At 54.9% G+C, this 24,564-nt stretch carries 28 protein-coding genes and 2 pseudogenes; 10 read left to right on the top strand and 20 right to left on the bottom strand.

Annotated features, from left to right (window positions below):
* Nucleotides 1-9: 9 nt before the first annotated feature.
* From pqqA to yajD, 4 genes are all read right to left on the bottom strand, one after another.
* Nucleotides 10-81 (bottom strand): pyrroloquinoline quinone precursor peptide PqqA, encoded by a 72-nt coding sequence (pqqA, locus tag ACOTYB_RS07160; RefSeq protein WP_002905689.1) that lies wholly within the window; start codon nt 79-81, stop codon nt 10-12.
* A 138-nt stretch (nt 82-219) separates the two neighbouring features.
* Nucleotides 220-1,239 carry a dipeptidase gene (locus ACOTYB_RS07155; protein ID WP_048210390.1) on the bottom strand — a complete coding sequence of 340 codons (1,020 nt, stop codon included), beginning with the start codon at nt 1,237-1,239 and terminating at the stop codon, nt 220-222.
* 104 nt (nt 1,240-1,343) lie between these two features.
* Entirely contained in the window at nt 1,344-2,609 is a 1,266-nt protein-coding gene (locus ACOTYB_RS07150) for a Y-family DNA polymerase (protein ID WP_409248934.1), read from the bottom strand.
* A 259-nt stretch (nt 2,610-2,868) separates the two neighbouring features.
* Nucleotides 2,869-3,216 (bottom strand): HNH nuclease YajD, encoded by a 348-nt coding sequence (gene yajD / locus ACOTYB_RS07145; protein ID WP_003857471.1) that lies wholly within the window; start codon nt 3,214-3,216, stop codon nt 2,869-2,871.
* Nucleotides 3,217-3,423: 207 nt separating this feature from the next.
* On the opposite strand from yajD, the gene ACOTYB_RS07140 reads away from it, so the two are divergent.
* Both ACOTYB_RS07140 and ACOTYB_RS07135 read left to right on the top strand, forming a co-directional pair.
* Nucleotides 3,424-4,458, top strand: coding sequence for an LLM class flavin-dependent oxidoreductase (locus tag ACOTYB_RS07140; protein WP_003857470.1), 1,035 nt, complete (start codon nt 3,424-3,426; stop codon nt 4,456-4,458).
* Nucleotides 4,451-5,398 (top strand): zinc-dependent alcohol dehydrogenase family protein, encoded by a 948-nt coding sequence (locus ACOTYB_RS07135; protein WP_045337356.1) that lies wholly within the window; start codon nt 4,451-4,453, stop codon nt 5,396-5,398. The genes ACOTYB_RS07140 and ACOTYB_RS07135 overlap by 8 nt, the downstream gene beginning before the upstream one ends.
* Here the strand turns inward: ACOTYB_RS07135 and ACOTYB_RS07130 are convergent.
* Complete coding sequence (locus ACOTYB_RS07130) at nt 5,395-6,435, bottom strand: AI-2E family transporter (RefSeq protein WP_003857467.1); 1,041 nt, start codon at nt 6,433-6,435, stop codon at nt 5,395-5,397. The genes ACOTYB_RS07135 and ACOTYB_RS07130 overlap by 4 nt on opposite strands.
* A gap of 132 nt (nt 6,436-6,567) precedes the next feature.
* Here ACOTYB_RS07130 and ACOTYB_RS07125 point away from each other — a divergent pair, with 132 nt between their 5' ends.
* From ACOTYB_RS07125 to mdtI, 3 genes are all read left to right on the top strand, one after another.
* Nucleotides 6,568-6,738: a hypothetical protein gene (locus ACOTYB_RS07125; RefSeq protein WP_006808891.1), complete on the top strand. Its 171-nt coding sequence runs from the start codon at nt 6,568-6,570 to the stop codon at nt 6,736-6,738.
* A gap of 118 nt (nt 6,739-6,856) precedes the next feature.
* On the top strand, nt 6,857-7,219 hold the full coding sequence (gene mdtJ / locus ACOTYB_RS07120) for a multidrug/spermidine efflux SMR transporter subunit MdtJ (protein WP_003857465.1): 363 nt from the start codon (nt 6,857-6,859) through the stop codon (nt 7,217-7,219).
* Nucleotides 7,206-7,535 (top strand): multidrug/spermidine efflux SMR transporter subunit MdtI, encoded by a 330-nt coding sequence (gene mdtI / locus ACOTYB_RS07115; RefSeq protein ID WP_003857463.1) that lies wholly within the window; start codon nt 7,206-7,208, stop codon nt 7,533-7,535. Before mdtJ ends, mdtI begins: the two co-directional genes overlap by 14 nt.
* Nucleotides 7,536-7,540: 5 nt before the next feature.
* Here mdtI and ACOTYB_RS07110 read toward each other — a convergent pair whose 3' ends face one another.
* The 5 genes from ACOTYB_RS07110 to ACOTYB_RS07090 form a co-directional block, all read right to left on the bottom strand.
* A complete protein-coding gene (locus tag ACOTYB_RS07110) occupies nt 7,541-8,362 on the bottom strand; it encodes a trypsin-like serine peptidase (protein WP_003857461.1) in 822 nt (273 codons plus the stop codon).
* A gap of 103 nt (nt 8,363-8,465) precedes the next feature.
* Nucleotides 8,466-8,549 (bottom strand): hypothetical protein, encoded by an 84-nt coding sequence (locus ACOTYB_RS07105; protein WP_057979992.1) that lies wholly within the window; start codon nt 8,547-8,549, stop codon nt 8,466-8,468.
* Nucleotides 8,550-8,641: 92 nt separating this feature from the next.
* On the bottom strand, nt 8,642-8,947 hold the full coding sequence (gene asr, locus ACOTYB_RS07100) for an acid resistance repetitive basic protein Asr (RefSeq protein ID WP_003857459.1): 306 nt from the start codon (nt 8,945-8,947) through the stop codon (nt 8,642-8,644).
* A 149-nt stretch (nt 8,948-9,096) separates the two neighbouring features.
* Nucleotides 9,097-10,581: a carboxypeptidase M32 gene (locus ACOTYB_RS07095; RefSeq protein ID WP_217202429.1), complete on the bottom strand. Its 1,485-nt coding sequence runs from the start codon at nt 10,579-10,581 to the stop codon at nt 9,097-9,099.
* Between the two features lie 74 nt (nt 10,582-10,655).
* The gene (locus ACOTYB_RS07090; protein WP_017384556.1) at nt 10,656-11,909 is read right to left on the bottom strand and encodes an MFS transporter; all 1,254 of its coding nucleotides are present in this window, start codon (nt 11,907-11,909) and stop codon (nt 10,656-10,658) included.
* Nucleotides 11,910-12,030: 121 nt separating this feature from the next.
* Between ACOTYB_RS07090 and ACOTYB_RS07085 the strand changes: the two genes are divergently transcribed.
* The 3 genes from ACOTYB_RS07085 (at nt 12,031) to bioD (ending at nt 15,103) form a co-directional block, all read left to right on the top strand.
* Entirely contained in the window at nt 12,031-12,936 is a 906-nt protein-coding gene (locus tag ACOTYB_RS07085) for a LysR family transcriptional regulator (protein WP_003857454.1), read from the top strand.
* 121 nt (nt 12,937-13,057) lie between these two features.
* Nucleotides 13,058-14,278, top strand: a complete 1,221-nt coding sequence (mlc, locus tag ACOTYB_RS07080; RefSeq protein ID WP_003857451.1) for a sugar metabolism global transcriptional regulator Mlc — start codon at nt 13,058-13,060, stop codon at nt 14,276-14,278.
* Nucleotides 14,279-14,407: 129 nt separating this feature from the next.
* Entirely contained in the window at nt 14,408-15,103 is a 696-nt protein-coding gene (gene bioD / locus ACOTYB_RS07075; RefSeq protein WP_015570628.1) for a dethiobiotin synthase, read from the top strand.
* Here bioD and clcB read toward each other — a convergent pair.
* The 7 genes and pseudogenes from clcB to ACOTYB_RS07040 form a co-directional block, all read right to left on the bottom strand.
* The gene (gene clcB, locus ACOTYB_RS07070; RefSeq protein ID WP_409248936.1) at nt 15,038-16,141 is read right to left on the bottom strand and encodes a voltage-gated ClC-type chloride channel ClcB; all 1,104 of its coding nucleotides are present in this window, start codon (nt 16,139-16,141) and stop codon (nt 15,038-15,040) included. The two genes, bioD and clcB, sit on opposite strands and share 66 nt — an antisense overlap.
* A 105-nt stretch (nt 16,142-16,246) precedes the next feature.
* Nucleotides 16,247-17,395, bottom strand: coding sequence for an osmoprotectant ABC transporter ATP-binding protein OsmV (osmV, locus tag ACOTYB_RS07065; protein WP_003857446.1), 1,149 nt, complete (start codon nt 17,393-17,395; stop codon nt 16,247-16,249).
* Nucleotides 17,395-18,042, bottom strand: a complete 648-nt coding sequence (gene osmW / locus ACOTYB_RS07060; RefSeq protein WP_022647970.1) for an osmoprotectant ABC transporter permease OsmW — start codon at nt 18,040-18,042, stop codon at nt 17,395-17,397. Before osmW ends, osmV begins: the two co-directional genes overlap by 1 nt.
* 8 nt (nt 18,043-18,050) lie before the next feature.
* Complete coding sequence (gene osmX / locus ACOTYB_RS07055; protein ID WP_023324570.1) at nt 18,051-18,950, bottom strand: osmoprotectant ABC transporter substrate-binding protein OsmX; 900 nt, start codon at nt 18,948-18,950, stop codon at nt 18,051-18,053.
* Nucleotides 18,951-18,968: 18 nt separating this feature from the next.
* A complete protein-coding gene (osmY, locus tag ACOTYB_RS07050; protein WP_003857442.1) occupies nt 18,969-19,679 on the bottom strand; it encodes an osmoprotectant ABC transporter permease OsmY in 711 nt (236 codons plus the stop codon).
* Between the two features lie 250 nt (nt 19,680-19,929).
* On the bottom strand, nt 19,930-20,679 hold the full coding sequence (locus tag ACOTYB_RS07045; protein ID WP_003857441.1) for a YoaK family protein: 750 nt from the start codon (nt 20,677-20,679) through the stop codon (nt 19,930-19,932).
* Between the two features lie 257 nt (nt 20,680-20,936).
* Nucleotides 20,937-21,086 (bottom strand): annotated as a pseudogene (locus ACOTYB_RS07040) (alpha/beta hydrolase); the annotation flags it as partial.
* 104 nt (nt 21,087-21,190) lie between these two features.
* Here ACOTYB_RS07040 and ACOTYB_RS07035 point away from each other — a divergent pair.
* Nucleotides 21,191-21,638, top strand: a pseudogene (locus ACOTYB_RS07035) (LysR substrate-binding domain-containing protein); the annotation flags it as partial.
* A gap of 85 nt (nt 21,639-21,723) precedes the next feature.
* Nucleotides 21,724-22,401 (top strand): type A chloramphenicol O-acetyltransferase, encoded by a 678-nt coding sequence (catA, locus tag ACOTYB_RS07030; RefSeq protein WP_409248937.1) that lies wholly within the window; start codon nt 21,724-21,726, stop codon nt 22,399-22,401.
* Nucleotides 22,402-22,576: 175 nt separating this feature from the next.
* On the opposite strand, the gene ACOTYB_RS07025 is transcribed toward catA, so the two are convergent.
* The 3 genes from ACOTYB_RS07025 to ACOTYB_RS07015 all read right to left on the bottom strand — a co-directional run bounded on the left by ACOTYB_RS07025 (nt 22,577) and on the right by ACOTYB_RS07015 (nt 24,511).
* The gene (locus ACOTYB_RS07025) at nt 22,577-22,888 is read right to left on the bottom strand and encodes a YebG family protein (protein WP_032634159.1); all 312 of its coding nucleotides are present in this window, start codon (nt 22,886-22,888) and stop codon (nt 22,577-22,579) included.
* 109 nt (nt 22,889-22,997) lie between these two features.
* Nucleotides 22,998-23,612 (bottom strand): Tat proofreading chaperone DmsD, encoded by a 615-nt coding sequence (gene dmsD / locus ACOTYB_RS07020; RefSeq protein WP_220153794.1) that lies wholly within the window; start codon nt 23,610-23,612, stop codon nt 22,998-23,000.
* A 44-nt stretch (nt 23,613-23,656) separates the two neighbouring features.
* Nucleotides 23,657-24,511 carry a dimethyl sulfoxide reductase anchor subunit family protein gene (locus ACOTYB_RS07015; protein WP_421765787.1) on the bottom strand — a complete coding sequence of 285 codons (855 nt, stop codon included), beginning with the start codon at nt 24,509-24,511 and terminating at the stop codon, nt 23,657-23,659.
* Nucleotides 24,512-24,564 lie beyond the last annotated feature (53 nt).

Genomic DNA, 24,564 nt, shown 5'->3' with positions numbered 1-24,564 from the left:
GCAGAGCGATTAGCGGTTGGAAATGTACAGGGTCACTTCCAGGCCAAGACGTAAATCAATAAAAGCAGGTTTCTTCCACATCGTTTTTTCCTCTTTAAAAATGCAGCACCAACGCCATTGTTTGTGCCAGTTTTGTGATGGTCATCAAATAATGCGTCACAGGAGGGCAAAGCTCAACCCGAAAGATGTAAGGAATTAACTTAATGTTTACAACGTAACCTATTGTTGCCAAACATTTTGCAATACCTTTTGCCAGTTACCCCACAGCAGCTTATTCAGCACAAATTGATCATAGCCGCTGTCACGCAACGCGCTGATTAGCCGTGGTAAACCACTCACATCGTGTAAGTCATCAGGCAACGTAATACCGTCAAAATCGGAGCCCAGCGCGACATGATCGTCACCCATGATGTTAATAAGATAGTCGATATGGCGAACAATCGTACTCAGCGGGGTATCGCTATCGCGTTTACCGTCGGCGCGCAGAAACGCGTTGCCGAAATTGACGCCAGCCACGCCGCCGCTGTCGCGGATAGCCAGCAGCTGCCGATCGGTCAGATTGCGCGGTTGCGGGCACAGCGTATGGGCGTTGGAGTGGGTGGCGACCAGCGGTGATGAGGAATGACGAGCGGTATCCCAGAACGCCTTTTCATTCATATGCGAAACGTCAATCAGCATGTTCAGGGCGTTAGCGTGCTTAATGAGGGCGATACCCTCTGCGGTAAGCCCTGGGCCGCTGTCCGGGCTGCCGGGAAACACCCCGTTAACGCCGGTGCCAAAACGGTTAGCAATGTTCCAGAAAGGCCCAATGCTACGCACCCCGGCGGCATAGAAAGCCTGTAGATCGCCTCCCTCGCCGTCAAAACCGCCCGCGCCCTCAATATGCGCTACCATCGCCAGCACCTTATCCTGACGGCAGCGTTCGATATCCGCCGCGCTCAGGCACAATCGCGCCCGGCCGTCGGAGTGGGCGACAAGCTGCTTAAGGATCGTCAGCTGCTGCCAGAGAATGTCGACCGGCTGCCACGGCTCGCAGGCGTATTGTGGCGCCATGCGGGCGATATACTCCTGCGGCGGCACGAACAGCGCGAACAGCCCGCCGGAAAATCCGCCTTGCTGCATGCGCGGATAATCGAGGTGTCCGTTTTCAATGCCGGAGAAGAAGGCCGTTACCGGATCCTGGCGATGGTGAAGCCATAAATTAAGCAACAGGTCATTGTGACCATCAAAAATCGCCATAGCGCATCCCACTGTCTTTTATTGCTGCGAAAGTTGCCTGGCACGATAACCGATTTGTCCGGTCCGGCAAGGGGAAAATTACAACTTAGCAGCAATTGTTAATATCACTTAACAGTGAGGAGATCCGCAAAGCGGGTGGTGTAGCGGGGTGAAAGCATTTCCCGTTTCATCTGCCACGGCTGCTGTATACCCTGTCCCGCGAAGTAAAGCGTGCCACGGCCATTTTCAGCATTCAGATGGTCTAATACATCCATTAACTTTTGGCTGTTTTTCCTGGGGGCGTTGTCGTCAAACAGATTAAGTTGCGCGACGCCCTGGCTATAAAAATCTCCCAGCATCACTCCGGCTTTCTGGTACCGATGGCCGTTCTTCCAGACCGCATCCAGACAACGAACTGATGCGCCGATAATATCCCGGCTATCCTGGGTTGGGGTGAGCAGTTTTACCGACGCGCTATTGCCATAATATGGCTCGTTAAGCGCGAAGGGCGAGGTTTTAACAAATACGGAGATAAAGCGGCAATGCTGATGCTCATTGCGAAGTTTTTCTGCTGCCCGGGCGGCATAACTACAGATGGCCTGGCGTACATCGTCATATTCGGTGATGCGTTCGCCAAACGAGCGCGAACAGACGATTTCTTGCTTTACCGGGGCAAACTCTTCCAGTTCAAGACACGGTTCGCCCCGTAATTCACGCACCGTTCTCTCCAGCACGACATTGAAATGTTTTCTTATGAACCGGATATCGGTGTCTGCCAGTTGCAGGACGGTCTTAATCCCCATCATCTCAAGCTTCTTCGCTATGCGACGTCCTACACCCCAAACGTCTTCGACGGGTAGCGCCGCCATCAGCTTTCTCTGACGATCCACATTGGATAAATCAACAACGCCTCCCGTCTGGAGCTGCCAGCGTTTTGCCGCGTGATTTGCCAGTTTCGCCAGCGTCTTTGTGGGTGCGATGCCCACCCCGACGGTCAGATGGGTGCGTTGCAGTACGGTCGCTCTCATTTCATGCCCAAAATCGGAAAGATCGCGACAATTACGTACCCCGGTAAGATCGCAAAAGATCTCATCAATGGAGTATATTTCGCTACGAGGCGACATCTCTTCAAGCGTGTTCATTACCCGGTTGGACATATCCGCGTAAAGTTCATAATTACTGCTTAAACAAACCACGCCATGATGCCTGAAGCGATCTTTCTGTTTGAAGTACGGTTCACCCATTTTCACAAAGGGTTTGGCTTCAGCGGAGCGAGAGATGACGCACCCATCGTTATTGGACAACACGACCACCGGTCGTCCCTTCAGGTCCGGGCGAAAAACCGTTTCACAGGAAGCATAGAAAGCGTTCACATCACACAGTGCAAACATGGTCAGCTCGCTCTGGTATCGCCAGGTGGGGTGAAAAACTGCATTATGATCACCGTTAATAAATACTGTATTTATATACAGTATTGTATATTGATAGCAAAGATCAAGGGGGAACGAGGAGTGACGTCGTACGGGTGCAGGAGGAAGAGGGTTATATTCAGAATGGCGGCGAGGCAAATCTGGCGGAAAGGGTATTTAATGAAATGTTTAAGGAATATAAGTGCCCATACGGCAGGTATGGGCAGTGAAGCCGTCGATATTACTTCTTCTTGTCCATCATCGCCTTGAGATCGGCAAAGGGGTTAAACGTGGCGACACCCACGTCTTTTTGCGCATCCTCACCCGCGACAACGGTGGTGCCATACTGATCCGCTTCGGTGTACTTTGAGTGCTCGTGATCGTGACAAAACAGGCACAACAGCTCCCAGTTACTGCCATCTTCCGGGTTATTGGTGTGATCGTGGTCGATATGGTGAACCGTGAGTTCACGAAGATTTGAATAAACAAACTCACGCGAGCAGCGTCCACAAACCCAGGGGTAGATTTTTAGCGCTTTTTCACGGTAGCCGCTTTCCAGCCGTGCGTAGTTTTTGGGGATCAGAGCCATTGCTGATGTTACCTGTTAAAAAGAGAATAGTTCACACTATATCCCATTATGAGATGTCAGGAGAATGCCTCCTCTGCGGGAAGGCAGCCTGCGATTTGCGTCTTTCTGTCAGTTTATTTGAAGCATTCCGTTAAATAATCACCATTTATTCTCATCCGTTAATGCGTAGAGTAGGGATAACGCAATGCTTTATCAGGATACTCCACTATGAAAAAGATTGGATTTTTGTCGTTTGGTCACTGGACGCCGTCACCCCAGTCCGGCACGCGAACCGCGGCTGACACGCTGCTACAGTCCATCGATCTGGCGGTCGCAGCCGAAGAGCTGGGCGCGGACGGGGCTTATTTCCGTGTGCACCACTTTGCCCGCCAGCTCAGTTCGCCATTCCCCTTGCTGGCGGCAATAGGCGCGAAAACCAAACGTATCGAAATCGGGACGGGCGTGATCGACATGCGGTATGAAAATCCGCTGTATATGGCGGAAGATGCTGGCGCGGCAGATCTCATCTCCGGCGGGCGATTACAGCTTGGTATCAGCCGGGGTTCCCCGGAGCAGGTGATTGATGGCTGGCGTTATTTTGGTTACGTGCCGCAGGAAGGGGAAACCGAATCTGATATGGCGCGCCGCCACACTGAGGTACTGCTTGATGTATTACGCGGTGAAGGGTTTGCGAAGCCTAACCCACAGCCGATGTTCCCAAACCCGCCGGGATTGTTGCGTCTGGAGCCGCATTCAGAAGGCTTACGCGATCGTATCTGGTGGGGGGCTGGCTCTAATGCAACGGCAGTATGGGCGGCAAAACTGGGGATGAACCTGCAAAGCTCAACGCTGAAAGATGATGAAACCGGCGAGCCGTTCCATATTCAGCAGGCAAAACAGATCCGTGCCTACCGACAGGCCTGGGCTGAGGCAGGGCATACCCGTCAGCCACGCGTTTCGGTCAGCCGCAGTATTTTTGCCCTGATGGACGAACGCGACCGGATGTATTTCGGTTCAAGCCGCAATGAGAGCGACAGCGTGGGTTATCTGGATGAGAAAACGCGGGCCATTTTCGGACGCAGCTATGCCGCAGAGCCAGACAAGCTGATTGAACAGTTGAAAAAGGATGAAGCGATCGCGGAAGCGGATACGCTGTTGCTTACCGTGCCGAATCAGCTGGGCGTGGAATACAACGCACATGTGATCGAGTCCATCCTGAAACATGTCGCACCGGAAATGGGATGGCGCGATCGCAATGCGTAATCTGGCCCTCTGGTATCGCCGGTTTGGTGAGCCTGAATCGGTACTGCAAGCGGAAACCACACCATTGTCCCCGCGACAGCCGGGAGAGATACGTGTGCGCATGCTTTTTTCTCCGGTGAACGCCTCCGATCTCATCCCCATCACCGGGGCATATCGCCATCGCACGCCGCTGCCTGCGATAGCCGGTTATGAAGGGGTCGGAATAGTGACCGAAACGCCCGCCGCTTATCCGGCGCTGCTGGGCAAGCGGGTCCTGCCGTTACGGGGGCAGGGAACCTGGCAGCGCTATGTCGACTGCCCGGCGGCGTATGCGGTTCCCGTCCCGGACGACGTCGACTCGCTTCTTGCCGCGCGGGCGTATATCAATCCGCTTGCCGCACAGATGATGCTGGACCGCTATCCTCCGGTCGGGAAAACGGTGCTGCTCACCGCTGCCGGTTCTGACTGCGCCGTTCTGCTCGGGCAATGGGCACGCCAGGCGGGTGCAGAGGCGGTTTACGGGATCCATCGCTCGCCCGTGCACGCTCAACGTCTGGCTGAAAAGGGGATCGTCCCGATTGCGCAACACGATATGGCCGCCGTCAACGCTGCCGCCGCGCGCGCAGACGTGGTGTACGACGCCACGGGCGGCAGCCTGGCGGAGACGATCCTGAGCGTGATGCCCGAAACCGGCACCTTTGTCTGCTACGGGCTGCTCTCCGGGCAGACCTTCCGGCAGCAGCGGCCGTTGCCGCGCGTGGCGTGGTTTCACATTCGTAACTATCTGGACGCGCTGAGCGCTGAGGCGTGGCAGGCGGAGTTTCGGCGCATCTGGCCTAAACTGCGCGCCAGTCAGTGCAGCGATGTCACCCTCTACCCGCTGTCGGAATGGCAGCGGGCAGTAGGCAACTATCGCGAAGCGGGAAGAACGGGCAAGCCCATGCTGTCGATGGACAATTAATCGGCCTTATGGCTCATGTCGCTCAGCAGTACAGCGATACTTTGTCCACCGGCGGTCTGCTCGAGGCCAATTTTGACAATAATTGTCAGCGGAACGGAGAGCAGCATGCCGACAGGCCCGAGCAGCCAGCCCCAGAAAATCAGGGACAGGAACACTACAAGGGTTGAAAGCCCCAGCCCGCGTCCCATTATCCGTGGTTCAAGAATGTTCCCGAAGACAAGGTTAATCACCAGATAGCCTGCCAGCAGAATCAGGGCATCATACAAACCGCTGAAAACCAGCACCTGAAGGATAGGGGGGATCGCCGCCAGCACGGAGCCGATGTTAGGAATATAGTTGAGCGCAAAGGCCAGCAGCCCCCAGACGAAGGCAAAACGCACATCCAGCGCGGCGAGCATCCCCCAGACCACTAATCCCGTCACCAGGCTGATGGCCGTTTTCAGCACCAGATAGCGTGAAACGCTGTCGAGCGCGCGCTGAATGGCGCCCATTCCCTCTACCGGACGCACCATGATGTGCTGGAGCTTTGCAGGCAGCTGTGGAACTTCCAGCAGCATAAACACAACCGTCAGGAACAGCAGGAAAATTGAGGTCATGGCGTTGGAGAGTTGTGCCAGCAGGCTGGTGACAATCGTCATGGCGGCATTCGGATCGATGTATTTAAGCAGTTCCTCAACCGAGACTTCGATACCCGCGCGTTGCAGCCAGGGTTCAATTTGCAGCAGCGGGGTCGCCAGGGAAGAGCGGTATGTCGGTAGCGTCCGCGCCAGCTCGTTCAGGGAGGTTCCCAGATAGGCGACTAACAGCACCATCGCAACGATAATAATACTGATAAGCAGGCTTATCGCCAGCACACGCGGGATGCGCAGCCGCACCATTCGCTGCACCAGTGGATTGAGGATCACCGCGATAAAAAGCGCCAGGATAAAAGGCACGATGATATCGGCCGCAAAACGAACGCCGGTCAGAATGATCACCAGCATGCCCAGCATGATGACGATCTTAAGCCCGTTGAGGGTGATAATAGGTTTGGCCATGGACGTTCCTGAACAGTTTTTTATTTATAATAGAGGGGAAAGCGGATTAAAAAAACTAACCAAAATCAAACAGACTGGGTAAAGAAATGAAAAGGCTTTGAGTAAATTCCTGGCTTATGATACAAATCAGGCGTGTTCAACTACCGAGGACAATTTTCATCCGCAAAGACGAGAAGCAACACCGCGGATAATTGTAATTTTATGGACAATTTGTTCAGGACGTATTTTTCAAACAACTCTGCTCTGTTTTCAACCTCCCTCTGCCTGCTTTCTGGTGAGCAACACTGGCGTTCCGCGCTATAGTCACGTCTTCTGCCTGAGCTGGCGCTATGCGCTTAGCTAACTGATTTAATTCCCAATTTTTTGGTTTGCTGTCCGCAGTGAGCCTCGATGGATTATATTCTCAAGCAGGAGAAAAAACATGTTTTACTGGATTTTATTAGCTCTGGCGATCGTCGCTGAAATTACCGGCACCTTGTCGATGAAATGGGCGAGCGTGAGTGATGGCAGCACCGGTTTTATTTTGATGCTGGTCATGATTACGCTTTCCTATATTTTCCTCTCTTTCGCGGTTAAAAAAATCGCGCTGGGCGTGGCATACGCATTGTGGGAAGGTGTTGGTATTTTATTAATTACGCTGTTTAGCGTCATGTTATTTGATGAAACCCTGACGACAATGAAAATTGCCGGGCTGACGACCCTGGTCGCGGGTATCGTGCTGATTAAATCGGGTACACGCAAACCGGCAAAACAGCAGAAGGAGCAGACCCATGCAGCAGTTTGAATGGATCCACGCGGCCTGGCTGGCTTTCGCCATCGTTCTGGAAATTATTGCGAACGTCTTTCTGAAGTTCTCCGACGGTTTTCGTCGCAAAGCCTACGGCCTGTTATCGATTGCCGCGGTTCTGGGGGCGTTTAGCGCCCTGTCGCAGGCGGTGAAAGGCATCGATCTGTCCGTGGCCTATGCGCTGTGGGGTGGCTTCGGTATTGCCGCCACCCTGGCGGCAGGCTGGATTATGTTCGGGCAGCGTTTAAACAATAAAGGCTGGATAGGGCTGGTATTACTGCTCGCCGGCATGATCATGATTAAACTGGCCTGAGTGACCTACTGCTGCGCCAGGGCTTCCAGCCGGTCGCGAAAACCGGTCACCGACAACGCCCGGTTATCGGCGCGCCAGCGGTCTTTCGCCGCTGGCGCAGAACTTTGAACGCCAATCAGCTGCCAGCCGTTATCGGTTTTTAACATCAGCGGCGATCCGCTATCACCCGGTAGCGTATCGCACTGATGCGACAGCACGCTGTTTTGCGCCCAACCCGTCACCACGCAGTCCGTATGGGTGTACAGCGAATCGAGGTGATCAACAGGGTAGCCTGACTGCGTTACTTTTCGATCGGCGGCTTTCAGGGCGGCGGTGAGCGCGGCTTTATCGCCATCAAAGAGCGGCAGCGGGGTGATCCCGGACGGCGGATAACGTAATACGATCAGCCCGAAATCCCAGGAGGCCGCCCCGGGCGGCACAATCCAGCCATCACCATCCGGTTTCAGGCGTTTGCCAAGCGACGGATCCACCCGCCCCTCAATACCGTGAATTTCGTAGCGCCATATTCCTTTTTGCGACACAAAGCGCAGGGCGATCGCTTTATCCGGTTTGCCTTCAGGCGGCATTAACAGGCAATGACCCGCCGTCAGCGCAAGGCGTGGCGTAATGAGGGTTGCAGTACATAAATTGCCGCTGGCGGTTTCCAGTTGCCCGATGGCATCCCAGGGCGATTCGGTAGGATCGGTGACACGCGTACGATCGTCATGACCAAAAAACAGCGTCTTTACCTCTTTGGCGCTAATGGCGTCATCGTCGCCATCATCCGCATGTGAAAAGCCAGCAAAAAGGCTAAACGTTCCCAGTAACAACACAACAGATTTACGCATATCACACTCTGGTGGGGGGTAATTATGATTATTAAAAGTGATCCCTATAAAAATACTATAGACGCGACGGCGAGAAAGTGGGAGTAAAATCAGCGTGCTACATTCAGGAAAGATAAAAGTGGCTGGCGATGAGCGCGCATAAAATTAGCAGGATAAGAATGAACTCAAACCGATAGCGCCGCAGCATACGCCCTCCGGATAAAAAAACGGCGCTGACCGCAAACCCATTCAGCGCCGGTTTACCAACGTGCCCCGAAGGGCACGGTTAAGCTTGTACTCTTACGCTGCTGGCTGTGCAGCAGGTTTAGCCGCTTCGTGTTTTGCTGCTTTTTTGTGATGCTTTTTAGCCGCCTGTGCTTTCTGCTCTACCGCTGGTTTTGCCGCTTTTTTGTGGTGCTTTTTAGCGGCCTGCGCTTTCTGTTCTGCCGCTGGTTTAGCCGCTTTGTGATGTTTTTTATGGTGAACCGTTTTGGCCGGAGCAGCGGTGGAAGCCGCAGGCGCTGCGGTGGCGGTAGTTTCAGCCGCGAATGCAGCGGAAGACAGACCCATAGCAGCGGCAACAACCAGAGCTAATACTTTTTTCATTTTCATACCCTCGAATTTGGTTTTTCATTTAACCCCACTGCGGGGCCGTTGAAATAACTATATCCCTGTAAATTCGGGGTTTCCGTGAGTGATTGGTATCGGCGTGTAACCATATGTACAACGCCGGGGCAGATCCCCGGCGCATTCGGTTACAGGTAGCGGGATGTCAGGTGTTCGCGGAAGTAGCGGATATTCAGATCTTCACCCGTGGCCTGGGTGATGAGCTGCGATGTGCTGAAACGGCTGCCGTGCTGCCAGATATTCTGACGCAGCCAGTCAAACAGCGCCGAGAAATCGCCCCCGGCGATGCATGCCTGCAACCCGGGCAGCGCAGTTTTGGCGGCATGGAACAGCTGTGCCGCATACATTGCTCCCAGCGTGTAAGACGGGAAGTAGCCAAAACCGCCGTCGGTCCAGTGGATATCCTGCATACAGCCGTTGCGGTAGTTATCTTTGGTGGATAACCCAAGCCAGGCCTGCATTTTCTCATCCCATAACGCGGGAATATCATCGACTTCAATTTCGCCATTGATTAGCGCGCGCTCGATCTCATAGCGCAGCACCACATGCGCTGGATAGCTCACTTCATCCGCATCAACGCGGATGTAGCCCGGCTTCACGCGCTGGTTCCAGGCAATGAAATTCTCTTCGCTGAATGCCGCCTGGCTGCCGAAACGGGCATGAACCGCCGGAAGCAGATGCTTCAGGAAAGCGTCGCTGCGGCCTAGCTGCATTTCAAAGAACAAGCTCTGGGATTCATGGATCGCCGTAGAGCGCGCCAGCGCAACGGGCTGACCGGCCCATGATCGCGGAAGGTTTTGCTCGTAGCGGGCATGTCCGGTTTCGTGGATCACGCCGAAAAGCGCGCTGAGCAGTTCATCTTCATCGTAACGCGTGGTGATACGCACATCTTCCGGCACGCCGCCGCAGAACGGGTGGGCGCTAACGTCCAGACGACCGCCGTTAAAATCGAAGCCAAGCATTTTCATCGCTTCCAGGCCCAGCTCGCGCTGCGTGGCGGTCGGGAAGGGACCCTGTGGCGGAACGAACGATCGTTGAGCCTGTTTTTCCACAACCTTTGCCAGCAACTCCGGTAGCCAGGACTTCAGATCGCCGAACAGCACATCCAGGCGAGCGCTGGTCATGTCGGGTTCAAAGATATCCAGCAGCGCGTCGTAAGGCGTGCAGCCTTTAGCTTCAGCGCGCAGGCGGGCTTCTTCACGACTGAGTTTCACCACCTCTTTCAGGTTGGCTGAAAAGCCCTGCCAGTCGTTGGCCGGACGCTGAGTGCGCCACGCGTGTTCACACCTGCTGCCCGCCAGCGATTTGGCCTCCACCAGCGATTCCGGCAGTATAGTTGCCTGCTGGTAGTGGCGCGTCATTTCACGCAGGTTGGCCAGCTCAACGTCGTTCAGATCTTCGTCTGCCGCCGCCGCCAGCCATTCACCCACTTTTTTATCGGTCAGGATCTGATGTTGCAGGACGCTCATCTCCGCCAGCGCTTCACCGCGCGCGGCGCTGCCGCCTGGCGGCATCATGGTGAACATGTCCCAGCTGGCGATGGAGGAGAGGTGAGAGAAGCGGGAGAGGCGCTGGAAGGTGCGGGTGAGTTGTTGATAGTTATTGTTTTTCATGAAGTCCTCGTGTCTGAATCAGCCGATGACAAAAATTAGCATCGGCTCGATTTAAACACGAAGAGGGCTGAATGTTAATGCAATCGTTTATGCAGGCTCGCGCCCACCAGCAGTGCCGCGCACAGCATCAGCGCGATAAATCCGCCCACGCCGTTCCAGCCGTAGTTATGCCAGAACACCCCGCCGAGCGTACCGGCTATGCTGGAACCAAGATAGTAACTGAACAGATACAGTGACGAAGCCTGACCTTTAGCGCGGCGCGCGCGTGGGCCAATCCAGCTGCTGGCAACGGAATGCGCGGCAAAGAAGCCCGCAGAGAAGAGCAGCATTCCGGCAAAAATCAGCCACAGGGAAGAGAAAAGCGTCATCAGCAGTCCGAACAGCATCACGGCGGTGGATACCAGCATCACCGGACCACGGCCGAAGCGCGCGGTCATGGCGCCCGCTTTTGGCGAACTCCATGTCCCGGTAAGATACGCCACAGAGAGCAAACCCACCAATGCCTGGCTAAGATGCCACGGTGAAAGCATCAGACGATAGCCAATGTAGTTGAACAGCGTCACGAACGAGCCCATCAGCAGGAAACCGGTCAGGAACAAACGGGGCAGCCCTTGATCGCGCCAGTGCAGACGAAAGTTGATAAATAACGTTTTCGGACGCAGGGAGGTCGGGCGGAAATGGCGCGATTCCGGCAGGATTTTCCAGAACATCAGCGCCGAAGCGAGGGCGAAGCAGCCGATAACGGCCAGCGCAATGCGCCAGTTAAAGAAATCGGTAAACACACCGCTGAGCAGCCGTCCGCTCATCCCGCCGATAGAGTTCCCGCTAATGTACAGCCCCATGGAGAAGGCCACGAAGCTCGGGTGGATCTCCTCGCTGAGATAGGTCATCCCGACCGCCGCAACGCCGCTCAGGGATAACCCAATCAGCGCGCGCATGACCAGAATGCCGTGCCAGCTGGTCATCATGGTGGACAGCAAGGTACACACGGAGGCCAGCATTAACGCCGTTACCATGACCTGCTTACGTCCGATGGCATCCGAAAGTGGCCCGGTGAACAGCAGACCGATCGCCAGCATCCCGGTTGAAATGGAGAGCGAAATACTGCTGCTGGCTGGCGACACGCCAAATTCATGCGACAGGACCGGCAGGATCGGCTGAACGCAGTAGAGCAGGGCGAAAGTGGCGAGACCCGCTGAGAAGAGCGCCAGCGTGACGCGCATAAACTGGGGGGTACCACGTTTAATAAACTGAACCGGCTGCGGTGCTGCGGGTAAATCATCAATGTCGCTGGCCGGCGCGATATCAACGGTCGTTGTACGGCTCACACATAATCCTTGCTTAAACATCCCCGTGGTTTCTGGTGACGGGTATGACCACAAGATTAGGGTAGGAAAATGTAAATATTCTGTCTAATATATTAATAATCTCAAATGATACTTTAAAAATATGAATATCGAGCTGCGCCATCTACGCTATTTTGTCGCCGTCGCCGAAGAGCTGCATTTTGGTCGTGCGGCGGCAAGGCTGAATATCTCTCAGCCACCGCTAAGCCAGCAGATACAGATCCTGGAGCAGCAGGTCGGGGCGCGTCTGCTGGCGCGAACCAACCGCAGCGTGAGCCTGACGGCGGCGGGAAAACAGTTTCTTGCCGATAGCCGACAGATCCTGAGTATGGTGGAGGACGCCGCCGCCAGAGCGGAACGGCTTTATCTCGGGGAGACGGGAGAGCTGCGCATCGGGTTTACCTCATCGGCCCCCTTTATCAGCGCTGTTTCACAAACGCTATCCTCGTTTCGCCGTAACTTTCCGGATGTGCATATTCAGACGCGCGAAATAAATACTCGCGAGCAGATATCGCCGCTTAACGAAGGATCGCTCGATCTGGGGCTGATGCGTAACACGCAGTTGCCTGATACCCTGGCGTGGCAGGTGATCCTGCGCGAACCGCTGATGGCGATGATCCCCCGGGATCATCCGCTCGCCGCGCAGCACAGCGTCACGCTGGCTGAACTGGCGAAAGAGCCATTTGTCTTTTTTGACCCACAGGTGGGAACCGGGTTGTATGACGATATTCTTGGTTTGATGCGGCGATATGGCCTTGTCCCGACTATCGCGCAGGAGGTGGGGGAAGCCATGACGATCATTGGTCTCGTTGCCGCAGGGCTTGGCGTGTCGATTCTCCCGGCCTCGTTTAAACGGGTACAATTGCCGGAAATGCGCTGGGTGAAGATAGCCGAGCAGGATGCAGTCTCAGAGATGTGGCTGGTGTGGTCTAAACATCATGAACAGAGCCATGCGGCACAGCGTTTCAAAGAACAATTAATTACCGCTTCTCGCGGGCGTTATTTATAGGGAAAAGTGGGCGAAAATGTGCAGTAAATCACATGGCTAAGTAAAAATTTGACGTCAGCCATTGAAGTGCTTCACCATAGCCCTCAGTTTATTTCGAAGCTCGAAAATAAGGGAGTACGAGGTGGTTGCTGATAGTCAGCCAGGGCATATCGATCAGATCAAGCAGACCAACGCGGGCGCCGTTTATCGCCTGATTGATCAGCTTGGTCCGGTTTCGCGTATCGATCTTTCGCGCCTGGCACAACTGGCACCCGCCAGTATTACCAAGATTGTCCGCGAAATGCTGGAAGCCCATCTGGTTCAGGAGACAGAAATTCAGGAGCCGGGCAGTCGTGGCCGTCCGGCGGTGGGGCTGGTGGTGGAAACGGAAGCCTGGCACTACCTGTCGCTGCGGATTAGCCGCGGGGAAATATTCCTCGCGCTGCGCGACCTCAGCAGCAAGCTGGTGGTGGAAGACCGGCTGGAACTCCCGCTTAATGCAGAGCAACCACTTCTCGATGCCATTCTGACCCACATCGACCAGTTCTTTATTCGTCACCAGCAGCGTCTTGAACGTTTAACGGCGATTGCGATCACCCTGCCGGGAATTATTGATACCGAAAATGGCATTGTGCACCGCATGCCGTTTTATGAAAACGTCAAAGAGATGCCGCTGGGCGACGTGCTGGAAAACCACACCGGTGTACCGGTCTACATTCAGCATGATATCAGCGCCTGGACGATGGCGGAGGCGTTGTTTGGCGCTTCCCGGGGCGCGCGCGACGTGATTCAGGTGGTGATTGATCATAACGTTGGCGCTGGTGTGATTACCGACGGGCGTCTGTTGCATGCTGGCAGCAGTAGCCTGGTGGAGATCGGCCATACGCAGGTCGATCCGTACGGAAAACGCTGCTACTGCGGTAACCATGGCTGTCTGGAGACGATTGCCAGCGTCGAAAGCGTGCTGGAGCTGGCGCAAGTGCGGCTCAGCCAGTCGATGAGCTCCACGCTGCACGGTCAACCGTTGAGCGTCGAGGCACTGTGCGCAGCGGCAAGGCAGGGCGATCTGCTGGCGAAGGACATTATTACCGGCGTGGGCAATAATGTCGGGCGCATTCTGGCCATTATGGTGAACCTGTTTAACCCGCAAAAAATACTGATCGGCTCCCCGCTCAGCCAGGCGGCGGATATCCTCTTTCCGGCGATTTCCGCCTGCATCAATCAGCAGGCGCTTCCCGCGTACAGTAAAAACATCGTGGTCGAAAGTACGCAATTTTCCAACCAGGGCACGATGGCCGGCGCCGCGCTGGTAAAAGATGCGATGTACAACGGCTCGTTACTGATTCGTTTGCTACAGGGCTAACTCTTTTCCAGAGATGTACGAAAAATTGCGCTATCTCAAGCCCGGTAGCGCACGCATCCCGTAGACTTTCCCCACTGAATTATTTACCTGGTTTATATTTTGAAGCATACCCAAGAGGTGGAATGAGTCATGCTTAAGCGTTTCTTTATTACTGGTACGGATACGTCTGTCGGGAAGACAGTCGTATCCCGCGCGTTACTCCAGGCCCTGGCGGCAAGCGGTAAACGCGTTGCAGGATACAAGCCGGTTGCAAAAGGCAGTAAAGAGACGCCAGAAGGGCTGCGCAATAAGGACGCCCTGGTTCTGCAAAGCGTCTCGTCTCTGGAACTGCCTTATGATGCCGTCAATCCTATCGCGTTAAGCGAAGAGGAAAGCAGCGTCGCTCACAGTGGGCTTATCAACTACAGCCTGCTTTCTGATGGCCTGGCAAATCTGAGTGAAAAGGTTGACCACGTTGTCGTTGAAGGGACCGGTGGCTGGCGCAGCCTGATGAACGATTTACGTCCCCTTTCCGAATGGGTGGTGCAGGAGCAATTGCCGGTGATTATGGTCGTGGGCATCCAGGAAGGGTGCATCAACCATGCCTTGCTGACGGCGCAGGCTATCGCTAATGACGGCCTGCCGCTGATTGGTTGGGTGGCGAATCGTATTAACCCGGGCCTTGCGCACTACGCTGAAATCATCGACGTGCTGAGCAAAAAGCTGCCTGGCCCGCTGGTGGGCGAACTGCCTTATCTGCCCCGCGCAGAGCAGCGCGAATTAGCGCACTATATCGATCTCTCGGCTTTCGGCGGTATGCTGGCCGTAGATCGAGTCGTGGCGTAGCGTTCTCGACAATACCGACGCCACAACACAGGCAACCAGCAAACCGGGAAGTAAAAAATACTGCCCGGTCATCTCACAGACCATCAAGGCCGACATGATTGGCGCATGCGTTGTGGCGGCGAGCAGCGTCGCCATTCCCGCCAGCCCAAGCAGGATCGCCGTCTCAGAGCCAGGAAACCACAGCGTAAAGATCTGCGCAAACAGCATTCCCGTTGCCATACCAACGAACAAGGTTGGCGTAAACACGCCTCCCGGTGCGCCGGATCCGCTGCTTGCCAGTACCGCCAGCAGCTTGCAGATAAAAACGCCAGCAATCACCGACAGCAGCGGCGGCGACTGCAAAAACGCCTGAACCACGCTATAGCCATTCCCCCATACTTTCGGCGTCAGCAGCGACAGCAGCCCGACGATCAGACCATCCAGCGCCAGCTGCCACGGCGGTGAGAGTTTGAGACGCAGAAACAGCCTGTGGCTGGCCGCCATCAGCCACATCAGCAGCGGGCCGCAAACGCCAGCCAGCAGACCCACGCCAACGATCAGGAAATAATCCACCGCCGTAAGCATCTCGCTGAGATGGACATCATATAGCGTATTCGCGCCGGGACTTAACAGGCGCGTGGTCAGCAGGGCCACTACAGCGGCAATCACCACCGGGCCGAGGGAGGCCAGCATCAGCGTGCCAAACAGGATCTCTGCGATAAACAGGCTGCCCGCCAGCGGCGCATGATAGGCGCTGGCCACCCCGGCGGCGGCACCGCAGGCGATCCACAGTTTCCATTCGGATTTTGGCGTACAACGTTGTGCAAAAAAGGAGGCGGCGAGGGCGGCGAGCAGGATCATGGCGCCTTCACGGCCGATGGCGCTGCCGCTGGCGACCACCAGACTTCCGCTTTCGTTGCTGAGAAATAGCCACTCCAACAGATACATACTGTGGCGGAACACCGCAACGGCCAGCGCCGCCAGCACGCCGGTGACGGTAGCAATCCGGAGACGACGAAACATCGCGCGGATGTCGGGGTAAGCGTGAAGACGTTGCATGAAGTCGTGATTTAACGGGGACGATACAATATTGTGGCGGTAAATCGGGAGGTTAGCAAAAGGTATGCGTGCGGAAAAAGGCCGGGCAGTACCCGGCCTGAATGCTTAACTCTCGCTATGAATATTCAACGCCCGGCGCGTACGCCCTGAGCTCAAATACTCCGCAATATAATCCTGAGATATTTCGCCGTTATAGCGTCCGTCCTCGTCCACAATCGGCATCCAGCTGGTGTTGCTCTCATACAGGCGAGAAAGCACCACGCGCAGGTTATCCTCGGCCTTACCGGTCATACGGAACGGATGCAGAATATCCCCGCAGCTGCCGCTGGCGTTACGCGCTTCGCGGCGCTTCACAAAGCCGAGCGGTTTGCCGTGCTCATCAACCACGGTAATGGCGCGAATATCGTTGTCATCCATGGTGGCGAAGGCCTCCGGCAGCGGCGTCGATTCGCGTACCGTAATGGTAGGCTGCTGGTCGGTGACGTCGCCCGCCGATACCAGCAGCAGGCGTTTCAACGTCCGGTCCTGACCAACAAACGAGCCAACAAACTCATTCGCGGGTTTCGCCAGCAGCTCGTCCGGGCTGGCGCACTGCACGATACGCCCCTGACGGAAGACGGCAATACGGTCGCCCAGCTTCAGCGCTTCGTCAATATCGTGGCTCACCAGCATCACGGTCTTTTTCAGCTTGCGCTGCATCTCAAGGAATTGGTTCTGGATCACCTCACGGTTGATCGGGTCGACTGCACCGAACGGTTCATCCATCAGCAGGACCGGAGGATCGGCTGCCAGCGCGCGGATGACGCCGATGCGCTGCTGCTGGCCGCCGGACATTTCACGCGGATAGCGGTGAAGGAATTTATGCGGATCCATTGCCACCATATCCATCAGCTCTTCGGCACGGGATTTACAGCGTGCCTTGTCCCAGCCCAGCATGCGCGGCACGACGGTAATGTTCTCTTCGATGGTCATGTTCGGGAACAGGCCAATCTGCTGGATCACGTAGCCAATGTTGCGGCGCAGGGTCACGGTGTCCATTCCGCTGGTGTCTTCGCCGTTAATCAGGATTGTCCCGCTACTTGGCGTAATGAGACGGTTGATCATCTTCAGGGTAGTGGTTTTCCCGCAGCCGGACGGGCCGAGCAGCACGCACATTTCCCCTTCAGGCACGTTCAGGTTGACGTTGTCGACGGCCTTAAACGTCTGGCCGTGTTTCTGTGAAAATTGTTTGGTGAGGTTTTCCAGTTTTATCATTATCGAATCCCCTTCGGAGTCAGTACCACCTGCAAACGGTGCAGCAACCAGTCGAGCACAATCGCTAAAAGACAAATCATCAGCGCGCCCGCAATCAACATACGAATATCACTCCCGCCAATACCGTTAAGCAGCAGCAGGCCCAGACCGCCCGCGCCAATCACGGCGGCAATCGCCATGACGCCAATGTTCATCACCACGGCGGTGCGGATACCGCCAAAAATCACCGGCAGCGCCATCGGGATCTCCACCCAGCGCAGACGCTGCCAGAAGGTCATGCCGATGCCGCGTCCCGCTTCACGCAGGCCGGGGGGCAGGCTGTCGAGCGCCGTATGGGTGTTACGCACAATCGGCAGCAGCGAATAGAGGAACACCGCCGTAATCGCGGGCAGGGCGCCAATGCCCTGACCGATCAGCGAAAAGAGCGGGATCATCAGGCCGAAAAGCGCAATTGACGGGATGGTGAGCACAATGGTGGCAATCCCCAGCACCGGCGTTGCCAGCCATTTATGGCGGACAATTAAAATGCCCAGCGGCACGCCAATCACAATCGCCAGGCCGACGGCGAGCGCCACCAGCCACAGGTGTTGCAACGTCAGGGTTAAGAGATAGTCCCAGTTGTCGAGAATATAGTGAATCGTCTCCATAGCGCCTCCTACAGCAACTGTTTGCTACGCAGGAAATCACGGGCGACCTGCTGCGGTGACTGATGGTCGATATCCACCTTCTTATTCAGGTCGGTGATAACGTCGTTATTGAGCTGGGCTGAGAGGGTGTTCAGCGCCTCCTCCAGCCCCGGGTTAGCCTCCAGCGTGTCTTTTCGAACAACTGGCGTCACGGCATAACTCGGGAAGAAGCCTTTATCGTCTTCCAGCACTTTAAGATCGAAGCCCTTTACGCGCCCGTCGGTGGTGTAGATCAGCCCCGCATCGACAAACCCGTCGCGCACCGCGTTATAGACCAGGCCCGGATCCATCTGGCGGATCTGCGGGCGGTCCAGCTCCATCTTGTAGGCCGCCTGCAACGGTTTCATCCCGTCGCTGCGTCCGGCAAATTCCAGGTCAAGGCCCAGCAGCCAGTTGTTATCCGGATCGGTTTTACGGATCTGCTCAATCTTTGCCACCATCTCAGACATGGTATTGATATGTTCAGCCTCGGCGCGCTTGCGCTGCATGGCAAAGGCATAGGTATTGTTCATATCGGCAGGTTTAAGCCACACCAGACCGTGCTTCGCGTCGAGGCGTTTCACCGTCTCGTATGACTCCTGTGGCGACATGCGTTTGTTGATGTGGTTGAAGATGATCAGCGACGTGCCGGTGTACTCCCAGGTCATATCAATCTGCCTGTTGATCATCGCGTTACGGGAAATCACCGTTGCAATATTGGTCTGCGGCTGCACCTGAAACCCTTTCTTTTGCAGATACTGCACGGTCATGGCCGAGAGAATGTGCTGCTCGGTAAAGCTCTTGGTTGCCAGGATCAGCGGCGCGGCGAGCGCCTGGCTGGTGAAGAGCGCGGCGGCGCATAGCGCCGTCAGGCCGGAAAACAGTCTCATAGAAGCTCCTTGTTATAATTATCGCGCGAGATGCGGGCTCAGTAGTCGACCCAGTGCCGCCAGCAGCGTATCCAGAATCAGGGCGAACAGGGCGGTGGCCGCCGCGCCCAGGATCAGCGTCGGGAAGTCATTCAGGTAGATCCCAGGGAAAATCAGCTCGCCGTAGCTGCTGGCGCCAATCAGGAATGCCAGCGGTGCGGTACCGACGTTAATCGCAGTGGCAATGCGAATACCAGAAAGCATCACCGGCCACGCGTTAGGGATCTCAACCTGACGCAGGCGCTGCCATTTGGTCATGCCGATACCGTTTGCCGCTTCCAGCAACGACGCGGGAACAGAGCACAGCCCGGCATAGGTGTTACGCACAATCGGCAGCAGAGAGGCCAGAAAGAGGGCGATAATGGCCGGTTTATCACCGATGCCAATCACCACCATCGCCAGCGCCAGAACGGCCAGCGGCGGCAGGGTGTTACCCACGTTAAAGATTTGCATCACATATTCGGCGATACCACGCGCGGCCGGACGGCTCAGCAGAATACCGCTTGGAATGCCCACCAGCAGGGCAAAGAACATTGATGAAAAGACCAGAATCAGGTGCTGTTGCCCGAGGTAGATCAGGTCAACCTGGCGCGCCTTAATCGTCTCCAGTCCAATTCCCCAGGTGAGGAGAGCGAGAACCACGATAATCGCGCCGACAAAAAGCAGCGAACGTTTAAGTAATGGGTGCATTGCGGTGTGTCTCCCTGTGCGCATGCGTTATAGCAACCACCGGTTGCCTGTTGTTATGCCATGTTTCGGCAGGGGTACTTCACCTATAGCAAGCGAAACGGAAGGGTTCCAGCGAAGGGGGTAAAACAGTAACCCTATGAAATTAGTGACAACCTGGGTGAAGCCTTATGGCATAAGGGCTGTCAGTGGGCAGGCAGAATAGTCTTAAAGAAGCATGCCTTACGTGACAATGTCACGTAAGGCATGCTGATTAAACCTGTCGACTAAGCGCGGCGCGCACTTTTCGTACCCGCCACGAGATGCGGACGATAGAGAAGGCGGCGACGACCACCAGCATCAGGCCCAGCGCCAGCATCGCGTGGAATCCAAACTCTCTGAACAGGATCAGCCCCGCGATACCTCCGCTGATAAAGGAGAAAAGGGTAGTTAAATGGGTTTTGAGCTGACTCTTTTGCGCGGCCGTATCTTTGGAATAATCCCGGCGCAGCATGGCGACCATAACGGAGGCCAGCGAAATGCCCGCATCGGTCAGCGTGCCGGTGATGTGTGTGGATCTTACCCGTCCACCGGATAGCTGAGTGGAGGTGGAATTATGAATTCCCATCAACCCGCACAGGAAAATAATTATCTCCTGATTCGTGGCAAAGGAGTGAAAATACATTTCGTACAGGGATACCCCTGCCAGTAATAGCCCTTCAACAAACAGAACCTGGCTGAATACCAGCCTGATGTTATGGATAATCCCCCAGATAACAATAATCCGCGCAGCGATGGCGCCTGAGACAAACGAAAGAATAATGGCGCCGAAGAAAAGAATATCGCTGAGATCGGTGGAGGAAACTTCGCTGGATAGCTGCGAGGTATTGCCCGTCATATGCGAGGGAAAAAAGCCGAACGCGCCCAGCGCAATGGCATTCAGCAGTCCCGCGGAGGTCGCCAGCCAGAGGGCAAGACGACGATCCTCCTGATGCGTTCGTTCTTTCTTTAATTTAATCAGCAAAGAATACCTCCGGTTTGAGCTTTGCCTGAACGCTCAAGCTAACAAAGCGATGTCGCTGGCTGACCAGGATATTGCTTAATTATTATTTCAACGGGAGGAGTGCGAGGTTTTGTAATTAAAGAAAATAACCTTGTTAATATAATGCTTTATTGCTGATGACGCGAGCAGACTGGCGGGCATAAATACCGGCCCAGTATGCATGCTCGCTGGAGCGGGATGGGATTTGATTCAGTGTAGACATAGATGTAATTCACAACGACGAGAAGAGAAGCCAGCATCTGGTCGCCGCTGTTCCTGGGAAGGTACAGATCGCCAGCCAGGGTGATCCCGTATCGGTTCTCGAACGTCACCTTGCGGTGGTCGACTTTATCGCTCTCGGCGAAGGTCTTATCTCAGGTTGTCACCATCGAAACGCGGGCGTCAGGATTTCGTGTTTCTTACTAATTCATTGTTTTAACTCAACTTAATGATGCGCATAGCAGCACGGCGGACAGTTTGGTGAATATTTTCATTCGACGCTGGCGTCCGGCTGGGGCCGGATGATTGCCGTGCGCATCACGCCCGATATGGAGATGGCTGTGGTTGCCGCTCCGGCGCATTTTCGGCGCTATGGTTTTCCGCAGACGCCCGCCGATCTGGATGCTCATCCCTGCATTGCCTACCAGTTCGCCGACGGTAACCACTATCAATGGGAGCTTGTGCAGGATGGGAAGCGAGTGACTCACCGCCCGGAGGGGCAATGGGCCTTTTCCGACAGCTACATGGAGGCCGAAGCGGCCCGGCTGGGACTCGGGCTGGCCTATGTCCCGGTTGAGCTGGTGGCTGACGATCTGGAGCGTGGCACGCTTATACGCGTCTTTCAGCGCTACAGCCTGCGGATGGACGGACTGTACCTCTATTATCCACACCGCAACGTATCCCCGGCGCTGAGAGCGGTGATTGATACGCTGAAAATTTAGAGTGCCTCTGCGCTACGGTCTATACAGCCCCTGCGTTTGTGATACGCTACTATTTTATATAGCGCAGCTCAACTAAGGCTCTGAAATGACAAAAATAACGCCAGAATATACGGTAGTTGACTTATCACGTTGGGCAAGAAAGGAACACTTTGAAGTATTTCAGGGCTTTGCTCAATCTACATTTAACCAAACGGTTCAGCTGGACATTACCGTGCTGCTAAAGCATATCAAAGAGGTTGGCTGGAAATTTTATCCTGCGATTATTTCCCTTATATCTCACGTCGTAAACCGGCATCCGGAATTCCGTATGGCCATGAAGGATAATGAGCTTGTAATATGGAATGAGGTGCATCCCAGCTATACCCTTTTCCATAAAGAGACGGAGACGTTTTCATCATTATGGAGTCACTTCGACGGGAATATTCATCACTTTCAGAACGTTTATGCAGAAGACGTTTCTCGCTATGGTGATAATCTTGCCTACTGGCCCAAAGAAGAGTCCCGGGAGAATATATTTTTCATATCTGATATTCCGTGGGTCAGTGTTAGCAGTTTTAACGTCAACGTCGCTAACATGCGGAATTTTTTTGCGCCCATGTTCACGTTTGGAAAATACTATAACCAGGATGAAAAAGTCTTGTTGCCTTTCGCCGTTCAGGTCCATCATTCTGTTTGTGATGGCTTCCATGTAGCCAGGATGATCAACGAGTTGCAAGAGTTATGTGATAATTTACCACACCATTCAGAGGCGCCGAACGTGTGATTCACGTGTTTTTAACATACGTCTGACGAGAGGAAATGCTGTAACCAAATTTTACGCCAGAACAGATTAAAATGTTCAATCGCATTGTTTTCGAGAAGATCGAAATAATGCATGATGAAGCCGCGAGCCGTTTCCGGCCCGCGGCGGCATGACAGGTGATGAGTCGTTCTGACGATCAGGCGGCTTTGACGGCCCGGATTTTTTTGCTGCTATCCGCATCTGATGCTGTTTTATCCGTTGCAGCATTGAGCTCGGGAAGCTTGCTGGTACGCAGGATATGCTGCACGGACTCTTTCTGCTCGGCGAGATACAGACCAAGGTTCTCCGCCTGCGTTTCATCCATCTGCATTCCGCTTTGCAACAGCCAGTCAGTGAACGCTTCTGCCATATCGAGCAGTTTGTCGTGAGCGTCAGCCTCTTTCTTACTGGCAAAAGTCATTTTCTCTTCACCTTTTCTTACGACAACAAATTTTGTTTCAACAGCCATTGCGCACCCCCATATACTGTAATTATATACAGTATAGCAGTTGTGAAGTTGCGTTGCAGAAAAAATGTCCGAACCTGGCTTACACAACGGATGTACAAGCCAGGAGCTGTTATCGGTACAGCGTTTTTTCGGCAATCGGGATCAGCAAAGTGGACTGCCATTCCGACAGGGTCAATTGAGCCAGTTTACCCAGCGCCGCGTAGAAAGGATGAGCCGCGTTTTCAACGAATACGGTCAGGAAACGCGTGCTCCATGGCAGCAGATGCCAGGCCAGAAGCTGGTCGCGTTCTGTTTCGCGACCGTTCTCGGCAAGCCATGCCGCCAGCATCAGCAACGTTCCGAAATGATCTTCAGGCTCATTCTGCTGCATCTCAAAGGCGATATGGTTTTCACGCATCCACTGACGCAACGCGAGGGTCGAATCGCCAAACAGCACTGACTCGCGATCAAGCCAGACCGAGCCCCACGGGGGGGCGGGCAGGGCATACGGGCCAATAAACAGACGCTGCCAGGCGTCTTTCAATGCTTCATCCGATGGGGTCTTAAACATACTGGCGACAGGCAGCAGGTTTTCCTCCGCCAGCGGCCAGTCCTGAACCCAGTCACCTGCGGTCAGGGCACTCACCAGCGGCGCGGTCTTCTCGCTGTCTGGGGCGAAATAAAACAGCGCGCCCAGTACCCGGGCGCTGAACGCGAACGATTCGCGGTGTGAGACATCATTCATTACAACTTTCCTTACTTGCGCGCGGGTAGCCCCGCGCACCTATGTTAACCTGCAATTGCTAACCCTGCGGTCATATGCAGACCATAAAATAGCCCACGGCCAATCAGTTCACCCAGCGCCACCAGAACGACACCTGCAAACAGGCCGAGCGTTTTTGGCTCCTGACGACGAATAAGCGGGCAGATCCAGCAGCCTAAACCCGCCGCCAGCAACGCGATGCGCCACACCTGAAGCGAGCCATAATCTGGCAGGAGGGCGCTGGCCTGCTGGATGGAACTCTGTATCGTCCCCAGCGTATTGCTTTGCAACACGACGACCGCCACGCAGACGATAATTGCCAGTACGCTGACAGACGCGGCAAGAGTACCTTTGAATGTCACGTTTGCGACGCGTAGCAGCAGCGCGGCCAGCAGAGGACCAGCAAGGACCATCGTCAGGAAGAAGCTCAGCGTGGTGTAACCCGTATACCAGGTCGGGACAGTCTCTATCTGATAGACCCGGGTGATCGCCCAGACAAAAACGATACCCAGAAGCTGGCTGACAACCAGCCAGATTTTGCCCAAAGCTGGAGGCATTTTACCGATAACCGACACCAGCCACCAGAAACCGCCCACGGCAAAGAAGATCGAACCCGCCGCGATCTCATTACTCAGCGCTGACGCGCCCACGCGGTTAAGCGAGTTGAAGGCACGCAGCGGGGAGCCAAGATGCAGCACCGAAGCCATAAACCCAATACCCATTACCAGCCAGAGAAAAAACAGGCTGCGCACGATGCGCATTCTGGCCTTGTCATCATTTTCCTTAAGCCAGACGAAGCCCATCACGATTAACGCGCCGGCCACGCACTGCCCGAAAACGGTGAAGATCACCAGCGGCCATTCATGCCATCCACTTCCCATCTCACACCTCCTTCGGGTTTGCCAGGTAGCCGGTGGTGTCACCCGTCGGACGG

It is taken from the genome of Enterobacter cloacae complex sp. IR5450 (genome assembly GCF_049238665.1).
Taxonomy (GTDB): Bacteria; Pseudomonadota; Gammaproteobacteria; order Enterobacterales; family Enterobacteriaceae; genus Enterobacter; species Enterobacter hormaechei_C.
The sequence above is the reverse complement of the archived record's forward strand: the minus strand, read 5'-3'. Positions and strand labels throughout refer to the sequence as shown.